Annotated in this window: 20 protein-coding genes; 13 read left to right on the top strand and 7 right to left on the bottom strand. The window is 60.2% G+C overall.

What is annotated here, in order from left to right; translation table 11 throughout:
* The first annotated feature begins 7 nt into the window (after positions 1-7).
* Both lspA and DBY20_05390 read left to right on the top strand, forming a co-directional pair.
* Positions 8-472, top strand: a complete 465-nt coding sequence (gene lspA, locus DBY20_05395; protein ID PWL79301.1) for a signal peptidase II — start codon at positions 8-10, stop codon at positions 470-472.
* The gene (locus tag DBY20_05390; GenBank protein PWL79300.1) at positions 472-1,506 is read left to right on the top strand and encodes an RluA family pseudouridine synthase; all 1,035 of its coding nucleotides are present in this window, start codon (positions 472-474) and stop codon (positions 1,504-1,506) included. Before lspA ends, DBY20_05390 begins: the two co-directional genes overlap by 1 nt.
* 19 nt (positions 1,507-1,525) lie before the next feature.
* Here the strand turns inward: DBY20_05390 and DBY20_05385 are convergent, their stop codons facing one another.
* Positions 1,526-1,972 (bottom strand): hypothetical protein, encoded by a 447-nt coding sequence (locus tag DBY20_05385; protein ID PWL79299.1) that lies wholly within the window; start codon positions 1,970-1,972, stop codon positions 1,526-1,528.
* 393 nt (positions 1,973-2,365) lie between these two features.
* On the opposite strand from DBY20_05385, the gene DBY20_05380 reads away from it, so the two are divergent.
* Entirely contained in the window at positions 2,366-3,541 is a 1,176-nt protein-coding gene (locus tag DBY20_05380; protein ID PWL79298.1) for a hypothetical protein, read from the top strand.
* 12 nt (positions 3,542-3,553) lie between these two features.
* Here the strand turns inward: DBY20_05380 and DBY20_05375 are convergent, their stop codons facing one another.
* The 5 genes from DBY20_05375 to thiD all read right to left on the bottom strand — a co-directional run bounded on the left by DBY20_05375 (position 3,554) and on the right by thiD (position 7,803).
* The gene (locus DBY20_05375) at positions 3,554-4,285 is read right to left on the bottom strand and encodes a sortase (GenBank protein ID PWL79297.1); all 732 of its coding nucleotides are present in this window, start codon (positions 4,283-4,285) and stop codon (positions 3,554-3,556) included.
* 2 nt (positions 4,286-4,287) lie between these two features.
* A complete protein-coding gene (locus tag DBY20_05370; GenBank protein PWL79296.1) occupies positions 4,288-5,418 on the bottom strand; it encodes a malate dehydrogenase in 1,131 nt (376 codons plus the stop codon).
* A 101-nt stretch (positions 5,419-5,519) separates the two neighbouring features.
* Complete coding sequence (locus DBY20_05365) at positions 5,520-6,206, bottom strand: thiamine diphosphokinase (protein PWL79295.1); 687 nt, start codon at positions 6,204-6,206, stop codon at positions 5,520-5,522.
* Positions 6,203-6,841, bottom strand: coding sequence for a thiamine phosphate synthase (gene thiE, locus DBY20_05360; GenBank protein PWL79294.1), 639 nt, complete (start codon positions 6,839-6,841; stop codon positions 6,203-6,205). Before thiE ends, DBY20_05365 begins: the two co-directional genes overlap by 4 nt.
* Positions 6,842-6,882: 41 nt before the next feature.
* Positions 6,883-7,803, bottom strand: a complete 921-nt coding sequence (thiD, locus tag DBY20_05355) for a bifunctional hydroxymethylpyrimidine kinase/phosphomethylpyrimidine kinase (protein ID PWL79293.1) — start codon at positions 7,801-7,803, stop codon at positions 6,883-6,885.
* A gap of 365 nt (positions 7,804-8,168) precedes the next feature.
* Between thiD and rpsB the strand changes: the two genes are divergently transcribed.
* From rpsB to DBY20_05340, 3 genes are all read left to right on the top strand, one after another.
* The gene (rpsB, locus tag DBY20_05350; protein PWL79292.1) at positions 8,169-9,005 is read left to right on the top strand and encodes a 30S ribosomal protein S2; all 837 of its coding nucleotides are present in this window, start codon (positions 8,169-8,171) and stop codon (positions 9,003-9,005) included.
* On the top strand, positions 9,005-9,880 hold the full coding sequence (locus DBY20_05345; protein ID PWL79291.1) for an elongation factor Ts: 876 nt from the start codon (positions 9,005-9,007) through the stop codon (positions 9,878-9,880). Before rpsB ends, DBY20_05345 begins: the two co-directional genes overlap by 1 nt.
* Positions 9,881-9,967: 87 nt before the next feature.
* Positions 9,968-11,434, top strand: a complete 1,467-nt coding sequence (locus DBY20_05340) for a glutamate--tRNA ligase (GenBank protein PWL79290.1) — start codon at positions 9,968-9,970, stop codon at positions 11,432-11,434.
* On the opposite strand, the gene DBY20_05335 is transcribed toward DBY20_05340, so the two are convergent.
* Positions 11,431-12,765, bottom strand: coding sequence for a hypothetical protein (locus tag DBY20_05335; GenBank protein ID PWL79289.1), 1,335 nt, complete (start codon positions 12,763-12,765; stop codon positions 11,431-11,433). The genes DBY20_05340 and DBY20_05335 overlap by 4 nt on opposite strands.
* Positions 12,766-12,973: 208 nt before the next feature.
* Between DBY20_05335 and DBY20_05330 the strand changes: the two genes are divergently transcribed.
* The 7 genes from DBY20_05330 to DBY20_05300 all read left to right on the top strand — a co-directional run bounded on the left by DBY20_05330 (position 12,974) and on the right by DBY20_05300 (position 19,401).
* On the top strand, positions 12,974-13,657 hold the full coding sequence (locus tag DBY20_05330) for a YraN family protein (protein ID PWL79288.1): 684 nt from the start codon (positions 12,974-12,976) through the stop codon (positions 13,655-13,657).
* Positions 13,644-15,149 (top strand): magnesium chelatase, encoded by a 1,506-nt coding sequence (locus DBY20_05325; protein ID PWL79287.1) that lies wholly within the window; start codon positions 13,644-13,646, stop codon positions 15,147-15,149. The genes DBY20_05330 and DBY20_05325 overlap by 14 nt, the downstream gene beginning before the upstream one ends.
* Positions 15,150-15,151: 2 nt before the next feature.
* Positions 15,152-16,072, top strand: coding sequence for a DNA-protecting protein DprA (gene dprA / locus DBY20_05320; protein ID PWL79286.1), 921 nt, complete (start codon positions 15,152-15,154; stop codon positions 16,070-16,072).
* A gap of 313 nt (positions 16,073-16,385) precedes the next feature.
* The gene (locus DBY20_05315; GenBank protein PWL79285.1) at positions 16,386-16,685 is read left to right on the top strand and encodes a hypothetical protein; all 300 of its coding nucleotides are present in this window, start codon (positions 16,386-16,388) and stop codon (positions 16,683-16,685) included.
* Positions 16,657-17,106 (top strand): hypothetical protein, encoded by a 450-nt coding sequence (locus tag DBY20_05310; GenBank protein PWL79284.1) that lies wholly within the window; start codon positions 16,657-16,659, stop codon positions 17,104-17,106. Before DBY20_05315 ends, DBY20_05310 begins: the two co-directional genes overlap by 29 nt.
* A 19-nt stretch (positions 17,107-17,125) precedes the next feature.
* On the top strand, positions 17,126-18,466 hold the full coding sequence (gene gid / locus DBY20_05305) for a methylenetetrahydrofolate--tRNA-(uracil(54)-C(5))-methyltransferase (FADH(2)-oxidizing) TrmFO (GenBank protein PWL79283.1): 1,341 nt from the start codon (positions 17,126-17,128) through the stop codon (positions 18,464-18,466).
* The gene (locus DBY20_05300) at positions 18,463-19,401 is read left to right on the top strand and encodes an integrase (GenBank protein PWL79282.1); all 939 of its coding nucleotides are present in this window, start codon (positions 18,463-18,465) and stop codon (positions 19,399-19,401) included. The genes gid and DBY20_05300 overlap by 4 nt, the downstream gene beginning before the upstream one ends.
* The last annotated feature ends 96 nt before the right edge of the window (positions 19,402-19,497 follow it).

Here is a 19,497-nt window from a genome sequence, read left to right as displayed (position 1 = left end):
GACATTCGTGTTGTTCATCCCCATCGTGATTGCGATGGTCGCCCTCGACCGCCTGGCCAAAGCCTGGGCGGTCGATCATTTGCGCCAAGGCGCTGCCGGCCCCGATTTCGGGCTCGTCGACCTCACGCTCGTGCACAACGCCGGCGCGGCCTTTGGCATGGGACAGGGGAGCGGTGCCATCTTCATCGCGATTGCAATCGTGATATGCGCCGCCGTCATCATCTGGCTTGTTGTGGGCAAGCGTCATAATGCCCTGGAGATCACGGCGCTCGCGCTCGTGGTCGCCGGTGGCATCGGTAACTGCATAGATCGTCTCACCACGGGTTACGTCGTCGATTTCATCCGCTTCACCTTCATCGACTTTCCCGTCTTCAACGTCGCCGATATCTGCGTAACCTGCGGCGTCATTCTCTTTCTCGTCGCCATCATCTTCACGGGCGTGCTCTCCGACGCCGATGAGGAGGAGGGGTGATGACGAACGTCTTCGATCACGAGGTAAGTGTCGACGAGCAAGGCACACGCCTTGACGTCTTCGTGGCCTCCCTCGGCATCGATGAACTCGCTTCGCGCTCGGCTGCCGTGCGCCTCATCGAGTCCGGTCGCATACTCGTTAACAGCCAGCCCACGACCAAGAAGCGCATCGTGGTCGCTGGCGATCAGGTCCACATCGAGATTCCACCCCGTAGCGGCGAAGGTGGCGTAATCGAGGCTGCCTACGACATCCCCCTGGACATTCGCTACGAGGACGAGCACCTCATCGTGCTCTCCAAGCAACCAGGACTCGTGTGTCATCCGGCGCGGGGGCATTATGGCGATACCCTGGTAAATGCCCTCGTCGCCCATTGTGGTATCGGCAATCTCGCCCAGGTGCAGGGCGAGGACAGGCCGGGCATCGTGCATAGGCTCGACCGCGACACGAGCGGCCTCATGCTCGCGGCCAAGACCGACCTGGCGGCCGCCCGTCTGCAGGATGGCATACGCACGCGCAACATCGACCGACGTTACCTCACGCTCGTTCATGGTTCCTTGGGTCATGACACGGGCATGATCGATGCGCCCATCGCCCGACATGTGACCGATCGCACGCGCATGGCCGTGAGCGATGCCCCCAATGCAAAGGGGGCGATCACGACCTTCGAGGTGCTTGAGCGCTTCGAGGCCGATCGCTATGACGACGGCTACAGCCTGCTCGAATGCCACCTTTTCACGGGACGTACGCACCAGATTCGCGTGCACATGGCCTACACGCACCATCCCGTCGTGGGAGATCCGCTCTACGGGCGCGCCGCGACGGCCAAAGCGCGCAACCGCAATGCCGCAGAGCATAGCGAGATGGGGCTCGACCGGCAGTTTCTCCATTCATGGCGTTTGAGTTTCGAGCATCCCATCACCGGCGAGGAGCTGAGCTTCACGGACATGCCCAGCGACGATTTGCAGATGATTCTGAATGAGCTTGCCCCGCGCTCCATGGGTCGCACGGACTATGGTCACGAGCTGCTGGGATAGAGGCCGCGTGTCGTAGATCTTATGCTGGCTCGGCTAACTCGGCGAAGAGGGCATCGAGCTTCGCGGGGTCTTCGACGGCGGCTGCGAGCTCTTCCAGACGACCTTCGCGTGCGAGTTTGGTGACAAGGGCGCTATAACGGGCTTCTCCTTCAGCCAACGCCTCTTCACGCGCCTCTTCGCATGCCTCTTCGCATGCCTTCTGCACTTCTTCGCGTACCTTTTCGCGCAATTTCTCCTCGGCTTCGCGCACCTTTTGCTCAACCTCGCGTGCGGCTTCGCGTGCGAATTCGCGCTTGGCGATGCGCACCCTGCGCTCGGCGTTCTCCTCGACGGTGCTCACGGACCAAAACATGCGTATCCAATCCTCGTCGTGGTTGATGGCGCAGACCGCCTCGTCGATTTCCTCGATGAGGTGGTCATCTTTCGCTACGGTGCCATTATACACATACTCGAGCAGGTCCCTCATGCCCTCGTCCTCTGTCGATTCCCATGCGGAGGCATTCAGGACAATCCAGGTGGAGCCGCTTTCTACCTCTAGGCCAGCTTCCTCTTTGCACGTCGGCCTTATTGTGTATACCGGGAGGGCGTGTCCGAAGGGATCATGTAGAATCATATGGATTACTGGCTACTAAGAGGTGTCTATACATGGCTGTTTCCTAATTACCACCCTAAACAAGGTACTCAAGATATCTTGAGCTATAGGCCACTCGAGACGTACCATTTTGCGTCCGACAATATGCCATCAATCGTTCCTTGAGGCGGAACGAAAGCAGGGCGTATCATCCGTGTTATCCACCTACAGGCTGAAGCTCTCGGGAATCTCATGCGTAATTCCCGCCATTGGAAGGAGATGACACCCATGAATACATCGACAAGGCGTGCTGTTCATGATGCATTGGCGCTCGCATTTGCCGTGGCTCTCTTGACGATCCTGTCATGGGTGGGGACGGTCACCCAGGCCTTTGCCTCTCCGATGCAAGATGCCGATAACGCTCTCGAGGCGCAGGTGTCCGCTACCTCTACGACGGCCCCGGTGGACATGTACCGCATGTACAACCGCAACTCCGGTGAGCATTTCTACACGGCCAGTACCGTCGAGCGTGACAGCCTCGTCAATGCCGGCTGGCGCTACGAGGGCATTGGCTGGGTTGCGCCCGAGACCTCGAGCACGCCGGTCTACCGCTTGTACTCGGGTACCGATCACCATTACACGACGAGTTCCTATGAGCGCGACAGTCTCATCGCTTCCGGTTGGCGCTATGAGGGCATTGGGTGGTATTCCGAGGACGTAACCAAGGACAAACCCCTGTATCGCCAATTCAATCCCAACGTGAACATCGAGGCCATCCACAACAACTCCGGCTCGCACAACTACACCATGTCCTACGACGAGCACAGCTCCCTCGTGCGCGTCGGATGGCGCGGTGAGGGTGTCGCCTGGTATGCCGCAGGCGAAGGGCAGCTGCTATCGAGCACGGCTCCGTCGGCTGCTGCCCTACGCTCCCAGCTCAGTATTACGGAGTACCTGCAGCCTGCACTGACCTACAACTACAAGGGAGCGGATTGGCAGGGCTACATCGTGCTCCATGACACGGAAGGGTCAGGCGACCCCATGAACGTGGTGGATGGCTGGCTCTATAACGGCGCTGGCGTGGCATCGCACTTCGTCGTCGGCCTCGACGGCTCCATCGTCCAGTGCGTCGACATGGACTACGTCGCCCACCATGCCGGCTGGGGCAACGACGGATTCAACCATGAGTTCGGCGTGCGCGAGTGGCCTTACGACGGCAGCGTCGACACTAACTACGGCATGAACTTCTGCTCCATCGGCATCGAGATGGTGCACTGGAACGGCCAGGGCTACTATCCCGAGGCCCAGCTTGCCGCGCTGGATAAGCTCATCGCCTATATCGACGCCTACTACGGGTTCGAGTCCACCATCATCGACCACAAGATGTGGGCCATCGGTAACTCCGACACCTCATCGGACTTCGCCGGCTATCTGGATAACTACCGGCGCTTCCGTCACCACTAGGGTTTTCTGGCCTTACTGCTTCACGGCTACGACCACAAAGCGCTCATCGGCCGTGCCGTAACTGCAGGTCGAAAGTGCGAGCAAGTCGTCACCGTAGTTTGCGCTTATGCCCGTTTCGTACATGGCGAGTTGCTTGACGTTTGCCACGTAGTCGTTGAACTGCTGCTCGGAAAGTTCGCCGACCTGATCCCAATAACGATAGGGGCTGGGCGCTGTCAGGTCCTCGTACCAGCAACCGAGGAGTTGATAGGTGCCGAAGCCCGTTGCACCTTCGATGGTGTTGTAGTCGATTACGTGGGAAAGGCCGAAGTCCGGGTTGTCGAAACTGCGCAGGCTCGCGAACATGCTGCCGTCGTTCATGTTGTGACCGTAGATGATGGAACTATTGCCATCGAGCAGGCAGCCCTTGCCCAAGAACGGCGTGCCAGCCGACGAATACTCGCCTTCGAAGTTGCGATGCAGGTAGTACTCGGGGTCATCGGGCGTGTACATGACGGGATAGTCAATACGCGTGTCGGCAACCTTGATCCAGCCCACGCAATTGGGATTATCCGTCACAAGCGCATTGGGGTTGCGGTCGTATTCCTCCGTGATGGTGTTGAACTCCTCGTTTGCGGTCCAGTATTTGCTGACCTGCATGAAGATGAGCACGGCGCATACGATGACGACAATGATGCAGATAATCTCGGCGATGAGGAATCCGCGGCGTCTGCCGGACCTGCTGGCGTGTTTTCCCTGTGCCATGCCTAGTAGTTCCCTTCGAAGAAGTCGGTGTCCTGAGGCAGCTCGTATCCGGTGAAGTACGCGTCGAAGTCAAGGCCAAGATACGAGCAGAGGTTCGCGAGTTCGATCATCGTGTTGTCGTTGACGGGGATGCCCTCCTTGCGCAGGCGCTCTTCGTTGAAGTGCTCCTTCTCGCCGTGGGTCCAGACGCGCTCGGCACCCCGCGCCACGGGGCTATCCCGCAGCTTCTGGAGGTAGTCGGAGAGATGGGCCCTGATTTCGGTGGGATCGCCGAAGATAGCCGGATCGATGACGATGAAGCCGTGGCAGATACCCGTCTTGTCATCGAAGGTGCAGCACTCGTCCGAGGTGTTGCCCATGGAAAGTATGGAGGAAAACAGTTCGCAGACCATGCCCCAGCCATAGCCTTTGTGACTGCCGGTTTTCTCGCTCGCGCCGCCGAGCGGCATAATGCCACCGCCCTTCTTGCCGACGATGTTCGCGAGTACGTCGGGGGCGTTGGTGGTGGGCTCGCCCTGGGCGTCAAGGGCCCAGACGGGCGGCAGGGGCTCGCCGTTCTTGTTGTAGATCTCGAGTTTGCCGCGCGTGACGACGGAGGTCGATGCGTCAAACCAGAAGGGGTAGGGGTCTGCCGGGGCGGCGATGGCGATGGGGTTGGAGCCGAGCATGGCCTGGCGTCCGAAGGTGGGAACCATGATGGCCTCGGAGTTGGTGCAGGCGATGGCGATGAGTCCCTGGTCGCAGGCCATCTTGGTGTAGTAGCCGGCGATGCCGAAGTGGTTGCCGTTGCGCACGGTCACCATGGCCATGCCGCTCTTCTTGGCCTTGTCGATGGCAAGGTCCATGGCGAATTTCGAGATGATCTGGCCCATCGCGGAATGGCCGTCGATAGTAGCCGAGACGGGCGTCTCGAAGACGACTTCGGGGGTCTCGTCGACGTGAATGGTACCCTTCTCGATGCCCTTGTGGTAACGCACCATGCGCTGCATACCATGGCTCTCGATGCCATAGAGGTCTGCGGTGAGGAGCACGTCGCTGATAACAGCGCTGTCTTCATCGGAAAAGCCGAACGCCTTGAAGACGTCGTTGCAGAAGGTGTTGAGGGTGTCATATTGCCAGTTCACGTAAGGCATGTGCTTCCCATTCTCTCGCGCGTGTACGTGCTCTATAAGATACTCCATTTGGGCTGGTTGGCACAGGCGCTATATGATACGGACGGCGTTTTGTAACGTTTTTATCCGACGATGACGAGGAGCATACCGTCGCGCACGCCAATCTGAAACTGCTCCCGGCAGCTACGGTTGCTTACCCCGAGGGGTATGGCGCAGCTCAGCGCGGCATCTTCAAGCTCCCATTGCAGACCGCGTTCGGTGACGCCGTAGGCATCGCCCCCAAAGGCGAGTACGGAGACGCGTGTTCCTGGCGGTGCCGAAAATCCTTGCGGTTCATCGGATGACGTGACGAGATGCACGCGCTGGGAGTCCCCGTATAGTACGCCGCTTGCGCCATGTTCGTGCAGGAAGGCGAGGGTCTGCATGTTCGCAAGCTCATGACCGACATCTCCGCCGAGTGCCGCGTGCAGGGCGAAGTTCGTGTATCCACGTGCCAGGCCCTCCTTGCATGCGTAGATGGTGTCGGTGTCGTCCTTGTCGCAGGGCAGCTCGATGCGCCCGCAGGTGATGAGTCCCACGAGCTCGGGTGCAAGACTGTCGAGGTCGCCTACGAAGAGGTCAGGCTCGAGCGCGGCGGCAAGGCAATGCGCAAAGCCGCCATCGACGGCGATGACGAAGTCACCGGGCTTGACAGGGGGGACGTGACAGGGGGACGGGGGTTCTGTCACGCTGGGTTCGCGTGACAGAACCCCCGTCCCCCTGTCACGTCCCCCGGGACCGGCACAGACGATGTGGCAGGTGCCGCTCATGCGCGCTCACTCTCGTCGATGAGCTCGCGTAGTTCGCGACTTGCCGCCTCGATGTCATCAGCGGCGATGATGGCGGAGACGATGGAGTAACCGGCAAGTCCCAAGCCAGCAAGCGAAGGTATGGTCTGGGCGTTCACGCCGCCGATGGCAACGATGGGAATGTCGACGGAGTTGACGATCTCGCGTAGCTCCTCGATGGTCAACACGCCGGCCTCGGGCTTGGTGGCGGTGGGGGTAATGGCACCGACGCCCAGGTAGTCGGCACCCGCCTTCTGGGCCGCCTGCGCTTCTGCGACGCTTGCGGCAGATACGCCCACGATGGCATCGGGACCCACGATGTCACGCACGCGCGATGCTTCGAGGTCTTCTTGTCCCACATGAACGCCGGCAGCGCCGACGGCGGCGGCAACCGCTGGATCATCGTTGATGATAAGCGGGACGCCATATGCATCGCAGATGCGCTTGACATCGCGTGCGATCGTTTTGTACTCCTCGCGAGTGACGTGCTTCTCACGCAGCTGCACGAGGGTCACGCCGCCTGCACAGGCCGCCTCGACGGCTTCGACGAGGGTGTCGGTCGACATAAGGTCACGGTCGGTGACCAGATAGAGCGTGTAATCGATGGCGGGTTTCATACGCGTCCTTTCGGATTGTCTTGAGCTCTGGTCAATCTTGTCTAGAGAGCCGTGCGCTTCCAGACGTTCGATGCGCGCAACGGGTCGAACACCTGTGTTCCGTGTCCGAGCGCAAGCGGTTGGACGAGTGCGCGGGCGATGAAGTCGTGACCGTCACGGACCGCATCGACAAGGGGCTTGCCACATGCGAGGTTGCAGGCAATTGCGGTCGAGAGGCAGCAACCGGTGCCGTGGTATTCCCCTGGCAGGCGCGGCGAGACGAATTCGTGGACCTCATCGCCGACGTACAGACGATCGACGAGAAGGTCTGCCTGATCATGCCCGCCCTTGATGAGCACGGCTTCTGCGCCGGAATCGAGAAAAGCGCGGGCTGCGTGCCCCATGCTCTCGGAATCGCGTACTTCGACGCCCGTGAGTTCGGTTGCCTCCGGGATGTTGGGAGTTACCACCGTCGCACGAGGAATGAGCGTATCGCGCACGAGCTCAAAAACGCTTGCCTCCGTGAGCGTCGCGCCTGACGTGGCGACGAGTACGGGGTCGAGCACGACCGGAACCTCCGGGTGCTCGACAAGTGATGTGGCGACTGCCTGGGCCACGCCTGCGTCTCCCAGCATGCCGATCTTGATGGCCGCCGGCGGCATGTCGGCGAAGACCGCCTCGATTTGCGCCTGCACGATAGTCGGCTCGATACTCTGGATGGCGGTGACCTCGTAGGTGTTTTGCGCTGTCACGCCCGTGATGGCGCAGGTGCCGTGAACGCCGTGCGCGGCGGCGCACTTGAGGTCGATCTCGATGCCCGCTCCGGCGCAGCTGTCCGATGCGGCAATGATGAGTATGGTGTTGTCCATGGCAATCCCTTCCAGCCCCGCATTACCGGAACCGTCTTGTCGGTCGCGAATAACTTCGCCTCTCAGCCGCACCTTGTCGCGCAGCTCCCGATAGGTGTTAGGTAATGGTAGCATGTCGCTTCTGTCATTTCGAGCGAAGCGAACGCAGCGGGCCCTCCCTTGTCATTTCGAGCGAAGCGAACGTAGTGAGCGGAGTCGAGAAATCTCGCCCCTCACGTTTCATCGGATCGTGTCAGAGGAGATTTCTCCACTACGCCGCCTGACGGCGGCTCCGGTCGAAATGACAGCGGGGGCACGTAATTAATCCTTGCATGCGTCTTATGGCAGAGATAGAATTGGCAAGCTGTGCGAAAACGCATGGCAGTAGCTTTTATTTCACATGCGAGGGGAGCCGCCCCGCTAGTGGCCTCGAAGGGGGTTGCGGGCAGCACGGCGATGATCCGAGCAGAGGACTAACGAAAACTGGAGGTTTACCCACAATGGCTACAACTGTGTCCATCAAGTCCCTTCTGGAGGCCGGCGTTCACTTCGGCCATCAGACCCGCCGCTGGAACCCGAAGATGAAGCCGTATATCTTCGGCGAGCGCAACGGCATCTACATCATCGATCTCAAGAAGTCCCTCTACGCCATCGACGATGCGTATAGCTTCCTTTACAACTTGGGCGCCGCTGGCAAGAAGGTTCTCTTCGTCGGCACCAAGAAGCAGGCCCAGGAGCCCATCAAGACCGCTGCCGAGCGCTGCGGCATGCCCTACGTCAACTACCGTTGGATGGGCGGCATGCTCACCAACTTCGCCACGATCCGCACGCGCGTGCAGCGCATGGAAGAGATCGAGGCCATGAAGGCCGATGGCCGCTTCGACGCGTACACCAAGAAGGAGCAGGCCGGTCTCAACAAGGAGCACACCAAGCTCGAGCTCGCGCTGGGCGGCATCCGTAACATGCACGACCTTCCCGACGCGCTGTTCATCGTCGACACCAAGCACGAGGATAACGCCGTGCGCGAGGCGCATCGCCTGCACATCCCCATCGTGGGTCTGATCGATACCAACGCCGATCCGGATGATATCGATTACGGCATTCCCGCAAACGATGATGCCATCCGTTCGGTCAACCTGCTGTGCCAGCTCGCCGCCGATGCGCTCATCGCTGGTTCTGGCACGGTTGTTACCGAGCAGGAGATGACCGCGGACGCACCGGCCGAGGACAAGGCCGTTCCCGAGATTCCCGAGGAACCGGAGATTTCCGAGCGAGTCGAGGTTTCCGAGTCAACCATTAAAGAGATCGAAGAGAAGACCGAGGAGGTTGCAGAATAATGGCAGAGATTACCGCAAAGATGGTCAAGGAGCTCCGTGAGGCTACCGGAGCCGGCATGATGGAGTGCAAGAAGGCCCTCACCGAGGCCGAGGGCGATTTCGAGAAGGCTGTTGACGTGCTGCGCACGCACGGTCTTGCCAAGGCAGCCAAGAAGGCCGGCCGTGCGACCAACGAAGGCCGCGTCAACGTTGCCGTCTGCAAGAACGATGCGCGCAAGGGTGCCGTCGTCGAGGTCAACTGCGAGACCGATTTCGTCGCACTTACCGACAAGTTCCAGGACTACTGCGACACCTTCACGCGTGCCGTCGTCCATAACAATCCCGCCACCGTCGACGAGCTCCTCGAGAGCGAGTACGAGGGCGAGAAAGTCGGCGATACGCTGACCGAGGCCATCCACATCATCGGCGAGAACATGCAGATCTCGAACTTCAAGCGTCTCGAGATCGACGGTACGGGCGCGTTGGTTCCCTACATCCACATGAATGGCCGCATCGGCGTTCTCGTGGGCTTTACCTTCGACAACGAGGCCACGGCCACCGACGAGCGCTTCCTGGCCATGGGCAAGGACGTCGCCATGCAGATTGCCGCGACCAATCCCGTGTCGCTTGACAAGGAAAGCGTGCCTGCGGACATCCGCGAGCATGAGTTTGAGATCTACAAGGCGCAGGCCGCCGAGTCCGGCAAGCCCGAGAATATCCAGGAGAAGATCGCCACGGGCCGCATGGAGAAGTTCTACAAGGAGAACTGCCTCGTGGAGCAGGAATTCGTGAAGGATCCGGACATCACCGTCGGCGCCTACATTGCCAAGTGCGCCAAGGAGATTGGCGACGACATCAAGGTCGTCTCGTTTGCTCGCATTGAGCTCGGCGAGTAACGCTCCTTCAACTGCACGTCAGTCGAGAGGGGATAGCGCACGGCGTTATCCCCTCTTTTTAGAATGAGTACGAGGAATGGAAACGATATGAGTGAGGTTCGAGTTCGCTTTGCCCCGTCGCCGACGGGCAAGCTGCATATTGGCGGTGCACGCACTGCCATCTATAACTGGGCGTTTGCACGCGCGATGGGGGGTACCTTCGTCCTGCGCATCGAGGACACCGATCCCGAGCGCTCCACGAAGGAGAACATCGACCTCATCATTCGCGCGATGAAGTGGCTCGGCCTTGATTGGGACGAGGGTCCGCACATCGGTGGTGATTATGGTCCCTATATGCAGACCGAGCGCTTCGACACCTACAGGGAGGCCCTCGAGCAGCTCAAGGAGAGCGGCAACGTCTATCCTTGCTTCTGCACGTCCGAGGAGCTCGCGGCGCGTCGCGAGGCTGTACAGGCCGGTGCTGCCAACGAGCCCGATCCCTGTCGCAGCCTAAGCCGCGAGGAGGCCCAGAAGCGCATCGATGCGGGCGAGCCCCATGTGTGGCGTCTCAAGGTCCCCGAGGACCGCGGCACCATCGTCGTGCACGACGTCATCCACGGCGACGCGGAGTTCGATGCCGCCCTCATGGATGACATGATCCTCGTGCGCAGCGATGGCACGCCCACCTACAACTTCGCGGTCGTCTGTGATGACGTGAACATGAAGATGACGCACATCATCCGTGGCGATGACCATCTGTCCAACACCCCACGTCAGGTCCTCGTCTACGAGGCCCTCGGCTATCCCACGCCGACCTTTGCCCACCTGCCGATGATCTGCGGTCCGGATGGCAAGAAGCTCTCCAAGCGTCACGGCGCTGCAAGCGTCGAGGAATATCGCGATATGGGTTACCTGCCCGATGCGCTCTTCAACTATCTCGCGCTGCTCGGCTGGGCGCCTGACGGCGAGACCACGCTGTTCACGCGCGAGCAGATGGCCAAGCTCTTCACGCTCGAGCGCATCAGCAAGAACCCGAGCTCGCTCGACTACGATAAGCTCGAGTGGATTAACAGCCAGTACATCCAGCAGATGGGTCCTGCGGTCTTCGTCGACGCCATCGCCCCGTATCTCATCGAGGCGGGGTATGCCGCGGACGAGGCCGGTGTCGAGGCGCTGCGTCCCCGCATCGAGCGCATCTATCCGCTCGTGAGCGAGCGCGTCAAGCTCATGACCGAGGCCGTTCCCATGATCGCCTACCTTCTCGACGAGCATATCGAACTTGACGAGAAGAGCGTCGAGAAGGTGCTGCGCAAGGAGGATAAGGGCGCCAAGACCGCCCTTATCGAGGCTGCTGCCGTACTGCACGACTGCGAGTGGACGGTCGAGGGCATCGAGGCTGCGCTGCGCGGCTTGCTCGAGAAGCTCGACGCCAAGCCGAAGTTCGTCTTTCAGCCGATTCGCGTTGCCGTGTGCGGCAACATGGTGAGCCCACCGCTCTTCGAGTCCATCGAACTTCTGGATCGCGATGTCGTCGAGCAGCGCCTCAAGACCGCTGCCGAGCTCGCCGTCGATTAGTCGACGGCGAAGCTGTTCGCGCATAGACCACCGTGGTCGATGGCGATGACGCCCTCGTTGCCCAGACGGCAGTAGAAACCCACGGGCTTGCCCTCGTAGAGATACACGCCGGGCATCGACTGCCATGACTCGACGAGGCAGGGGTCATCGTCATCGATGACCGTGTTGATGATATCGACGCGGGGTGGCTGGTAGAACTCCTGCACGATGTAGCCGGCATCGAGGTTGTCATCCACGATGTGCTCCCATTGTTCCTGGTCAAAGTCCACGCCGGGATAGACGCCGTGTGCGCCGTAGTCATCGGCCGGCTTGATGATCCAGGCGTCCTTGTCGCTCTTGACCTCATCGAGCGTGAAGCCGTTCACGCCACTTTCGAGGCGATAGGTGCGTGGCACGTGTGCGTCCACGAAGGCGGCCTCTTCCTCGGTTAAGAACGCGCGTGTGCGCTCGTCGAACAGGGCGATGTTGACTTCCTTGGAATGCACGACCGTCGTGCGGAAATGTCCGATGAGACAGGCTTTACCTGCAGCCACCGCATCGATGAGACCGTCGCATTCGCCGGGATGCTGCAGGATTTCGCTCGTGACCGCTCGCCGGTATATGGCGTCGACGATGCATCCGTCGGTCGAGTCGATGAGATGCTCGCCGTCAAACTCGAAGTCGCGTATGTCGGTGAAGCGCGCGTCGTAGCCCGCCTTCTGGAATGCGTCGATGAAACGATTGAAGTCGCTGAAGACCCCGCTTTCGCGAAAATCGGTGACGGCGATGGTGGGATGGGGGCGTGCACTGGGGCGCGACTCGTATATGCGCATGAACGACTCGACCCAGCTGTCGAAGAGCTCGAACTGCCTGAGCTCGTGATTTTGCGCGAAACGCTTATAGGCTGCGCCTTGCATGAGGGCCTTGCCGATCATGTAGTCGCGCGACATGGCACCGCTGCCGTCCGTATTGAATTCGCAAAACTTGTAGCTGAGATCCTCCTCGTTCAGGAAGAGGTCGAAGCGCGCCATGGGCAGAAGGTCGTCATAGTCGCAAGGCAGCATGATGAGGCGATGTAACTCCTCGGGAAAGTGAAAGAGCTCGCGATATGACTCGTCGTCAAGGTAGCGTCTGATCACCTTGCAGAGGATGCGGTGCATGGTCGTGACTTGATCGGCGATGTAAGCGCGGTCCTCCTTGTTGAAGAGGTATGGCACGTAGGGAAATGGCGCAGGCGCGCCGTGAACCCAGACATCTGAGTCGGCGATGAAGGCACGTGCCATTTCTCGCCCGTTGACGTCTCCATCCAACGCCAGGATATCGGCAATGTACTGTGCGCGCTCCTCTTTCATGAACCCTCCGCTCTGTCGTTTCACATGCTCAGTATCCCACGGTACGCGTGTTGTGCATAGCGCAAATCGTATCCGGATTCGTTCCGATTTTCGTTAGAGAGGGGTCTTGAACCGATGGGTGTTTGCTCGGTGATTTGACCAGAAACATTCGGCGTTTTTGTTGGATTTGCCTGAAAGAATTTCCCCCACGGTAGTTTGGCGAGAAAGGATGAACATGGCCGCAAAAGCGCAGATTGCATATCCCGGAAATGACGGGGAAGTACCAGATGACGAGCATGACATGATTAATGACAAGAAAGCCCGTGGTGACGAATGCGGCGATGGATCTGCATGCGATATCGACGGGGATTTGCTCGAGTTCGCCGAAGGCAAGATTGAGGACGATGAAGGCGAGGCTGAGACAGCAGACGAAGATGCCGAAGTGGTCGTTCGCGCACCGAGCGTACCTCCTGATCGCAGTTTCGATATCTCGCCCGAGGAGTTCTGCGGGGATCCCTACGAGCAGGAAGGCCATATCGAGTCACGTCAGGAGCTCGGCAAGAAGGGGGAGGAGGCCGCCGTCCGCTATTTGAAATCGCGTGGGTATGAGATCATCAAGCGCAATTGGTTCTGTCGCTTCGGCGAGGCGGACATCATCGCTCGCGATCCGGAGGGCACTCTGTGCTTCGTCGAGGTCAAGACGCGTCAGAGTCTCGAGGCCGGGCTTCCCGAAGAGGCGATTACGCGTAACAAGCAGAGTCGCTACGAACGCATCGCGCTGTGCTACATGATGGTGACCGATGACTGGGATGACAACAGCAGCGTCCGTTTCGATGCCATTGCGATTTGCGTCACGGCGCCTCATCGCGCGCTCCTGCGCCATCACAAGGGTTGCTTCAATGAGTGCTTCTAGGACTGTGCGCGCCTGCGTTCCCACCTGCGCCCTCTATGGCGTCCAAGCCGTTCCCGTTACGGTCGAGATCGAGATCGGGCCGGGATTGCCTGGCTGGCACATCGTCGGCATGGCCGATGCGTCCGTGCAGGAGGCACGTCTGCGCGTGCGGAGTGCCGTAAGGGCAGCCGGTTTCGATATGCCGGCCAGTCACGTGGTCATCAACCTGGCTCCTGCCACCGTGCGCAAGAGCGGTTCCGGATTCGATTTGCCCATCGCGATCGCATATCTTCTTGCAACGCGACAGATTGATCCGGCTTGTGTCGAGGAGACCCTGGCCGTAGGAGAGCTTGCCCTTGATGGTGCCGTGCGCCCCGTTGACGGTCTGCTCGCATACGCCATCGGTGCTCAACGAGACCAGTTGCGCCTGCTATCCGCATCCGATGCGACGTGCATGCCAAAGCTCGGCGGGCTCGACCACGTATGCATCGATCATCTTGCCCAGCTGCGATCTGCGTCGTTCTCTCCTCCCGACACGCTTGAGGCTGGGGTAGGCGTCGAGCAACTCGATTATCGTGATGTCGTCGGCCAGCAATTCGCTGTGCGTGCTCTCACGATTGCGGCGGCAGGCGGGCACGGCGCTCTGCTCATTGGGCCTCCCGGTGCGGGCAAGAGCATGCTGGCAAAACGCTTGCCAAGCATACTTCCGCCGCTTGACGAGGAGGAGCGCATCGAGACGGCGCTCATTCACTCGGTCGCCGGCCTCGATCTGCATACCATTACGTCGGGCGTACGTCCCTTTCGCGCACCGCATCATTCGGCGACGGTCGCCTCGCTCGTCGGTGGCGGCTCAGGTAACGTGCGGCCAGGCGAAGTGTCGCTCGCCCATAACGGCGTGCTGTTCCTCGATGAGTTCGCCGAGTTTTCGAACAGTGCCTTGCAGGCCCTGCGTCAGCCCATCGAGGATGGCAGGGTTGTCGTGAGTAGGGTCGGTTCGCGTGCGGTCTTTCCCGCGCGCTTTCAGCTCATCGCCGCCTCCAATCCCTGTCCCTGCGGTTTTCTAGGTGATGCCGCGCACGCCTGCCGTTGCAGCGAAAACCAGGTGAGTCACTATCAGGCAAAACTGGGCGGTCCGCTCAAGGATCGTATCGACCTCATATGCGAGGTCACCCGTGTCGATCCCACACGCGTGTTGGAGAGCGGCAAGGGCACGTGCTCGGCGCAGATCGCCGGCGAGGTACGTGCGGCACGCGAGCGTGCGAGCTGGCGCGGGGAGCGTGCGGAGTCGCTTGGAAACGTCACGCCACATGAGGTGATCGAGTCATGCGGACTCAGCACTGCCGGTCACAAGCTCATCGAGGACATGGCGCGCAAGCACTTTCTCTCGGGGCGCGGCATCGTGCGTATCCTGCGCGTGGCGCGTACGATTGCCGACCTCGACGAGAGCGAGTCCGTTCGCGAGGAGCATCTGCTCGAGTCATGTATGTATCGTGTCGACAATAATCTGGAGTAGCCATGGATGATGCATGCCAATTGGACGGCCCGCGATTCGAGATAGATATCGCCTCGGACGAGTATCCGGCCATACTACGCGATACGCCCGATCCGCCTCGTGTGCTTCGCGGTATCGGCAACCCAGCCGCCTTGCGTCCGGGCATCGCCATCATCGGCTCTCGCAAGGCGACGCCCTATGGCCTGGCCTGCGCCGAGGCCTTCGCTTCGCATATCGCCTCGCGCGGCATTCCCATCATCTCCGGTGGCGCCATGGGCTGCGACCAGTGTGCGCATCGCATGGCGCTCGATGCCGGTTGCCCGACGGTTGTCGTCTTTGGCTCGGGTGCTGACGTGACCTATCCCAAACGCGGCCGCGAATTGTTCCAACGTGTCATAGATGCCCAAGGTGCTGTCATATCCGAAAATCCCTGGGGTACCCAGCCCCTGCGTCCGACTTTCGTGCGACGCAACCGCATCATCGCGGGGCTTGCCGCGCTCGTGCTCATCGTGGAGGCTGGCCTTCCGAGCGGGACCTTTTCGACGGCGGATGCGGCTTTGCGCGCCAACCGCGACGTCGCGGCCGTGCCCGGCTCCATCACCTCGCCCAACTCGCGCGGTACCAACCATCTCATCGCCCAGGGCGCCTATTGCATCGTCGATACCGAGACCCTCGATTCCGCGATCGAGCTTGCCTGGGCCCATTCCATGTACGAGCTGCTTTCCGATAGGGTCGCGAAGGGGGAGGGGGACGCATGCGATGACCTCATCGGCGACGATCCCGTCCTGCGCGCACTTGCCGCCGAGGCGCTTTCCGCCCAGCAGCTCGCGGCCTACTTCGACTTCTCTCCCGGCGAGCTCTCGAGGCGGCTGGCCGCCTACGAGCTCGACAACCTCATCCAACGTGGCATGGACGGTCGCTACCAGCTCGTGCCACGGCACTAGGGAAGGAGGGAATCGTCATATGTAATTCCTTGCATCATGAGACAAGAAGATACGGGCAATGGTAAGGTGAATCGGTGAGTCCAAGCAGCTTGCCGAAAGGAATGCATTATGGATGATCAGGAAATGACCAAAGAGGAAATGCAAAGGTACCTGAATCAGCAGGCAGAGGCAGGCATACCCGAAGAGCGGGCACTCAAGAACCTCGCAGATGTCTTGGGCATCAGCTATCCCAAACTCGAGAAGTAACGGTTTGCCGGTGAGACAAAACCCCGGCAAGACGAGGGTGAATAGACGAGCATGATATACTTTTCCCATGCTGACGATTGAAGACATAGCAGAAGCTTTGCGGGAAGCTGTTGCGCCTTATGACGTGCGTGCTGGATACCTGTTCGGTTCCTTTGCGCGTGGAGAAGAAGAACGGCAAAGCGATGTCGATGTTCGCCTTGAATGCGGACATGACGTCAATTACAGCGATTTGCTCTCTATGCAGGAGCTTCTCGAAGAGCGTCTCGGTCGTTCCGTTGAAATTGTCACAAACCCACCTGAATTCATGAGGCCGGCCTTCAGAAAGCGCATTCAGCAAGATGAGGTGCTGCTTTATGAAACAGCTTGATCGCGATATCGAACTCATTGACGTTATTCTGGAAGATGCGCAAGTTCTCGCAAATCGGCTCCGGCGTTTCTCGCTTGACCAGAAACAATTCGTACATGATCGCTCGGAAGACGGGGAGCTGATTTATGACGCCGTTATGGCTCCCGTCTATCGTATTGCTGAGGACACTCTTCACCTGTCTGATGATGTGGTAAGCGCATTTCCGGATTACCCATGGCGTCAAATTAAGGGTTTTCGAAATTTTGTCGCCCATGGATATCGTGAGATCGACCGGACTATCGCGTGGCAGGTCGCGGGTGCCGATATACCAGAGCTGGCCCAGCTCCTTCGACAATATCGAGATGCGTATGCTTCGCAGATGACGCATGATGACGCTGGAGCAGGAGGCGCAGCGAGTCAGGCGTCTTCCGCATCTTTATAGTGACGGGGAGATAGGGCACATGAGCTTTCCAACAGTCACGGTCATCGGGGCAGGGCTCGCTGGTTGCGAGGCCGCGTTGCAGCTCGCTGCACGTGGAGTCCCCGTACGTCTTATCGAGATGCGCCCCGAGCATTCCACGCCCGTGCACAAGACGGGCAACGTCGCCGAGCTCGTCTGCTCGAACTCCCTCAAGAGCGTCGATCCCGAGACGGCGGCCGGTTCGCTCAAGTACGAGCTCTCCGCGCTTGGCTCCAGGCTCCTTGTCTGCGCCTATGAAACGCGCGTAGCCGCAGGCGGTGCGCTTGCAGTCGATCGCGACGAATTCTCCGCTGCCGTGCAGCGCCTGATCGACGCATCGCCCAACATTGAGCTCGTGCGCGAGGAGTGCACGATCATCCCCGATGGACCTGCTATCATCGCGACCGGCCCGCTCACGGCCGATGCGCTCGCGGGGCAACTTACCGACGAGCTCGGTTCGCAAGGTCTTGCGTTCTACGACGCGGCAGCCCCCATCGTCGAGGCGGACTCCCTTGACCGATCGGTTATCTTCGCCCAGTCACGCTATGACAAAGGTGACACGGCCGACTATCTCAACGCTCCGATGAATCGTGAGGAATACGAAGCCTTCGTTGACGAGCTCGTCAACGCGGGCCGCGTTATCGAAAAGGATTTCGAGCGTCGCGAGCTCTTCGCGGCGTGCCAGCCAGTCGAGGAAGTCGCGCGTACCGGGCGCGATGCGCTCTCGCATGGTGCACTCAAACCAGTTGGGCTTACCGATCCGCGTACGGGTAAGCGCCCCTGGGCTGCCGTGCAGCTGCGCGCCGAGAACGCCGCGGCGACGGCATACAACCTCGTTGGCTTCCAGACCAACCTGCGCTTTGGCGAACAGGAACGCGTCTTCAGGATGATTCCCGGCCTCGAGAACGCCGAGTTCTCGCGCTTCGGCGTCATGCATCGCAACACCTTTGTCGACACACCGCACGTGCTGACGAAGACGCTCGCCATCCCCTCGAGGCCCGAGGTGCATCTCGCGGGTCAACTCACGGGTACGGAAGGGTACCTCGAGGCCGTCGCCTCGGGGCTCTTCGTCGCGCTCGCCGTCTACGCCGAGCTCGCCGGCCTTGCCGAGCCCGTGCTGCCTCGCGAGAGCCTGTTCGGTTGTCTACTCGCGTACGCGACCGATCCTGGCACGGCAGATTACCAGCCCATGCATGTCAACTACGGCATCATCGATCCCATCGAACCCAAGATACGCAACAAGCGCGAGCGCAAAGCTGCCTATGCTGCGCGGGCGCATGCGGCCATCGACGATTTCGTCGCGGGGCGTCCCGACCTCTTCGATGGAGCACCGCAATCATGACGAAGGCCTTCTCTCCCGAGGAATGCTTCGCCGATGAGCGCCTCGACGCGAGCGCCGTGTGTTGGGCTTGCGCCTTTGCACGGCATCTCTCGGTCGAGCGGGGGCTTTCCGATAACACCGTGCGCGCGTACTGCATCGACATACGCAGCTACCTTGATTGGGCCGCACGTAGCGGACTCGACCCGCTCCAGGTGGAGTATCGACGGTTTCGCCGTTACCTCGTGGAGCTCAATGCCTCTGGCTATACCCCCAAGACGGTCTCTCGACGCCTTTCGGCTATACGCACCTTCTTCAAGTACCTGAACGTCCAGAATGTCACGCAGTTCAATCCCGCGGCAGCGACTTCGTCGCCCAAGTTGGGGCGCGACCTTCCGCGCAAGACGAGCGACTCCGACATCGAGCGATTGCTTGCCGTATGCGAAGACGATCCCGTTGGTTTGCGCGACCAAGCCTTTCTCGAACTGCTCTATGCGAGTGGTGCCCGTATCGCCGAACTTGCACGGCTCGAGCTCGCTGATGTCAATTTCTCGGATGCGAGCATCCGTCTCTTTGGCAAGGGCTCCAAGGAACGCATCGTCCCTCTGTATCCCATCGCGCTCGAAGCCGTGGACCGTTACGTGCGAGAGGGGCGTCCGTCTCTTCTGGGCGATGCGCGTAGCAACTCGCTCTTCGTCTCCACGCGCGGAAACGCGATGTCTGCCGACAGCCTGCGACGCGTTTTCAAGCAGCGGGCTGCTCAGGCGGGTCTTGACCCGAGTCTGCATCCCCATGACATGCGTCATGCCTTCGCGACGGATTTGGTCGAGGGCGGCGCCGACCTGCGCAGCGTGCAGGAGATGCTCGGGCATGCGAGCCTTTCGACGACGCAAGTCTACACGCACCTGTCGCTGCAGCACATGAAGGACGTCTACAAGGATGCCCACCCGAGGTCATAGGGATCGTCGGCGGACAAACGAGGAATCCACACCGCCTAGAAAATCATCGTCTCACATCATGCAATTTGTGCTATAATTCCGAATTCGCGTGGTGAC

Source organism: Coriobacteriia bacterium (assembly GCA_003149935.1).
In the GTDB taxonomy this organism is placed as follows: Bacteria; Actinomycetota; Coriobacteriia; order Coriobacteriales; family QAMH01; genus QAMH01.
The sequence above is the reverse complement of the archived record's forward strand: the minus strand, read 5'-3'. Positions and strand labels throughout refer to the sequence as shown.

What these genes read in the sequence shown, in the direction of transcription:
- DBY20_05390 (PWL79300.1), top strand. Translation starts at nt 472, where the DNA reads ATGACGAACGTCTTCGATCACGAGGTAAGTGTCGACGAGCAAGGCACA.
- DBY20_05385 (PWL79299.1), bottom strand. Translation starts at nt 1,972, where the DNA reads ATGAGGGACCTGCTCGAGTATGTGTATAATGGCACCGTAGCGAAAGAT.
- DBY20_05380 (PWL79298.1), top strand. Translation starts at nt 2,366, where the DNA reads ATGAATACATCGACAAGGCGTGCTGTTCATGATGCATTGGCGCTCGCA.
- DBY20_05375 (PWL79297.1), bottom strand. Translation starts at nt 4,285, where the DNA reads ATGGCACAGGGAAAACACGCCAGCAGGTCCGGCAGACGCCGCGGATTC.
- DBY20_05370 (PWL79296.1), bottom strand. Translation starts at nt 5,418, where the DNA reads ATGCCTTACGTGAACTGGCAATATGACACCCTCAACACCTTCTGCAAC.
- DBY20_05365 (PWL79295.1), bottom strand. Translation starts at nt 6,206, where the DNA reads ATGAGCGGCACCTGCCACATCGTCTGTGCCGGTCCCGGGGGACGTGAC.
- thiE (PWL79294.1), bottom strand. Translation starts at nt 6,841, where the DNA reads ATGAAACCCGCCATCGATTACACGCTCTATCTGGTCACCGACCGTGAC.
- thiD (PWL79293.1), bottom strand. Translation starts at nt 7,803, where the DNA reads ATGCTACCATTACCTAACACCTATCGGGAGCTGCGCGACAAGGTGCGG.
- rpsB (PWL79292.1), top strand. Translation starts at nt 8,169, where the DNA reads ATGGCTACAACTGTGTCCATCAAGTCCCTTCTGGAGGCCGGCGTTCAC.
- DBY20_05345 (PWL79291.1), top strand. Translation starts at nt 9,005, where the DNA reads ATGGCAGAGATTACCGCAAAGATGGTCAAGGAGCTCCGTGAGGCTACC.
- DBY20_05340 (PWL79290.1), top strand. Translation starts at nt 9,968, where the DNA reads ATGAGTGAGGTTCGAGTTCGCTTTGCCCCGTCGCCGACGGGCAAGCTG.
- DBY20_05335 (PWL79289.1), bottom strand. Translation starts at nt 12,765, where the DNA reads ATGAAAGAGGAGCGCGCACAGTACATTGCCGATATCCTGGCGTTGGAT.
- DBY20_05330 (PWL79288.1), top strand. Translation starts at nt 12,974, where the DNA reads ATGAACATGGCCGCAAAAGCGCAGATTGCATATCCCGGAAATGACGGG.
- DBY20_05325 (PWL79287.1), top strand. Translation starts at nt 13,644, where the DNA reads ATGAGTGCTTCTAGGACTGTGCGCGCCTGCGTTCCCACCTGCGCCCTC.
- dprA (PWL79286.1), top strand. Translation starts at nt 15,152, where the DNA reads ATGGATGATGCATGCCAATTGGACGGCCCGCGATTCGAGATAGATATC.
- DBY20_05315 (PWL79285.1), top strand. Translation starts at nt 16,386, where the DNA reads ATGCTGACGATTGAAGACATAGCAGAAGCTTTGCGGGAAGCTGTTGCG.
- DBY20_05310 (PWL79284.1), top strand. Translation starts at nt 16,657, where the DNA reads ATGAGGTGCTGCTTTATGAAACAGCTTGATCGCGATATCGAACTCATT.
- gid (PWL79283.1), top strand. Translation starts at nt 17,126, where the DNA reads ATGAGCTTTCCAACAGTCACGGTCATCGGGGCAGGGCTCGCTGGTTGC.
- DBY20_05300 (PWL79282.1), top strand. Translation starts at nt 18,463, where the DNA reads ATGACGAAGGCCTTCTCTCCCGAGGAATGCTTCGCCGATGAGCGCCTC.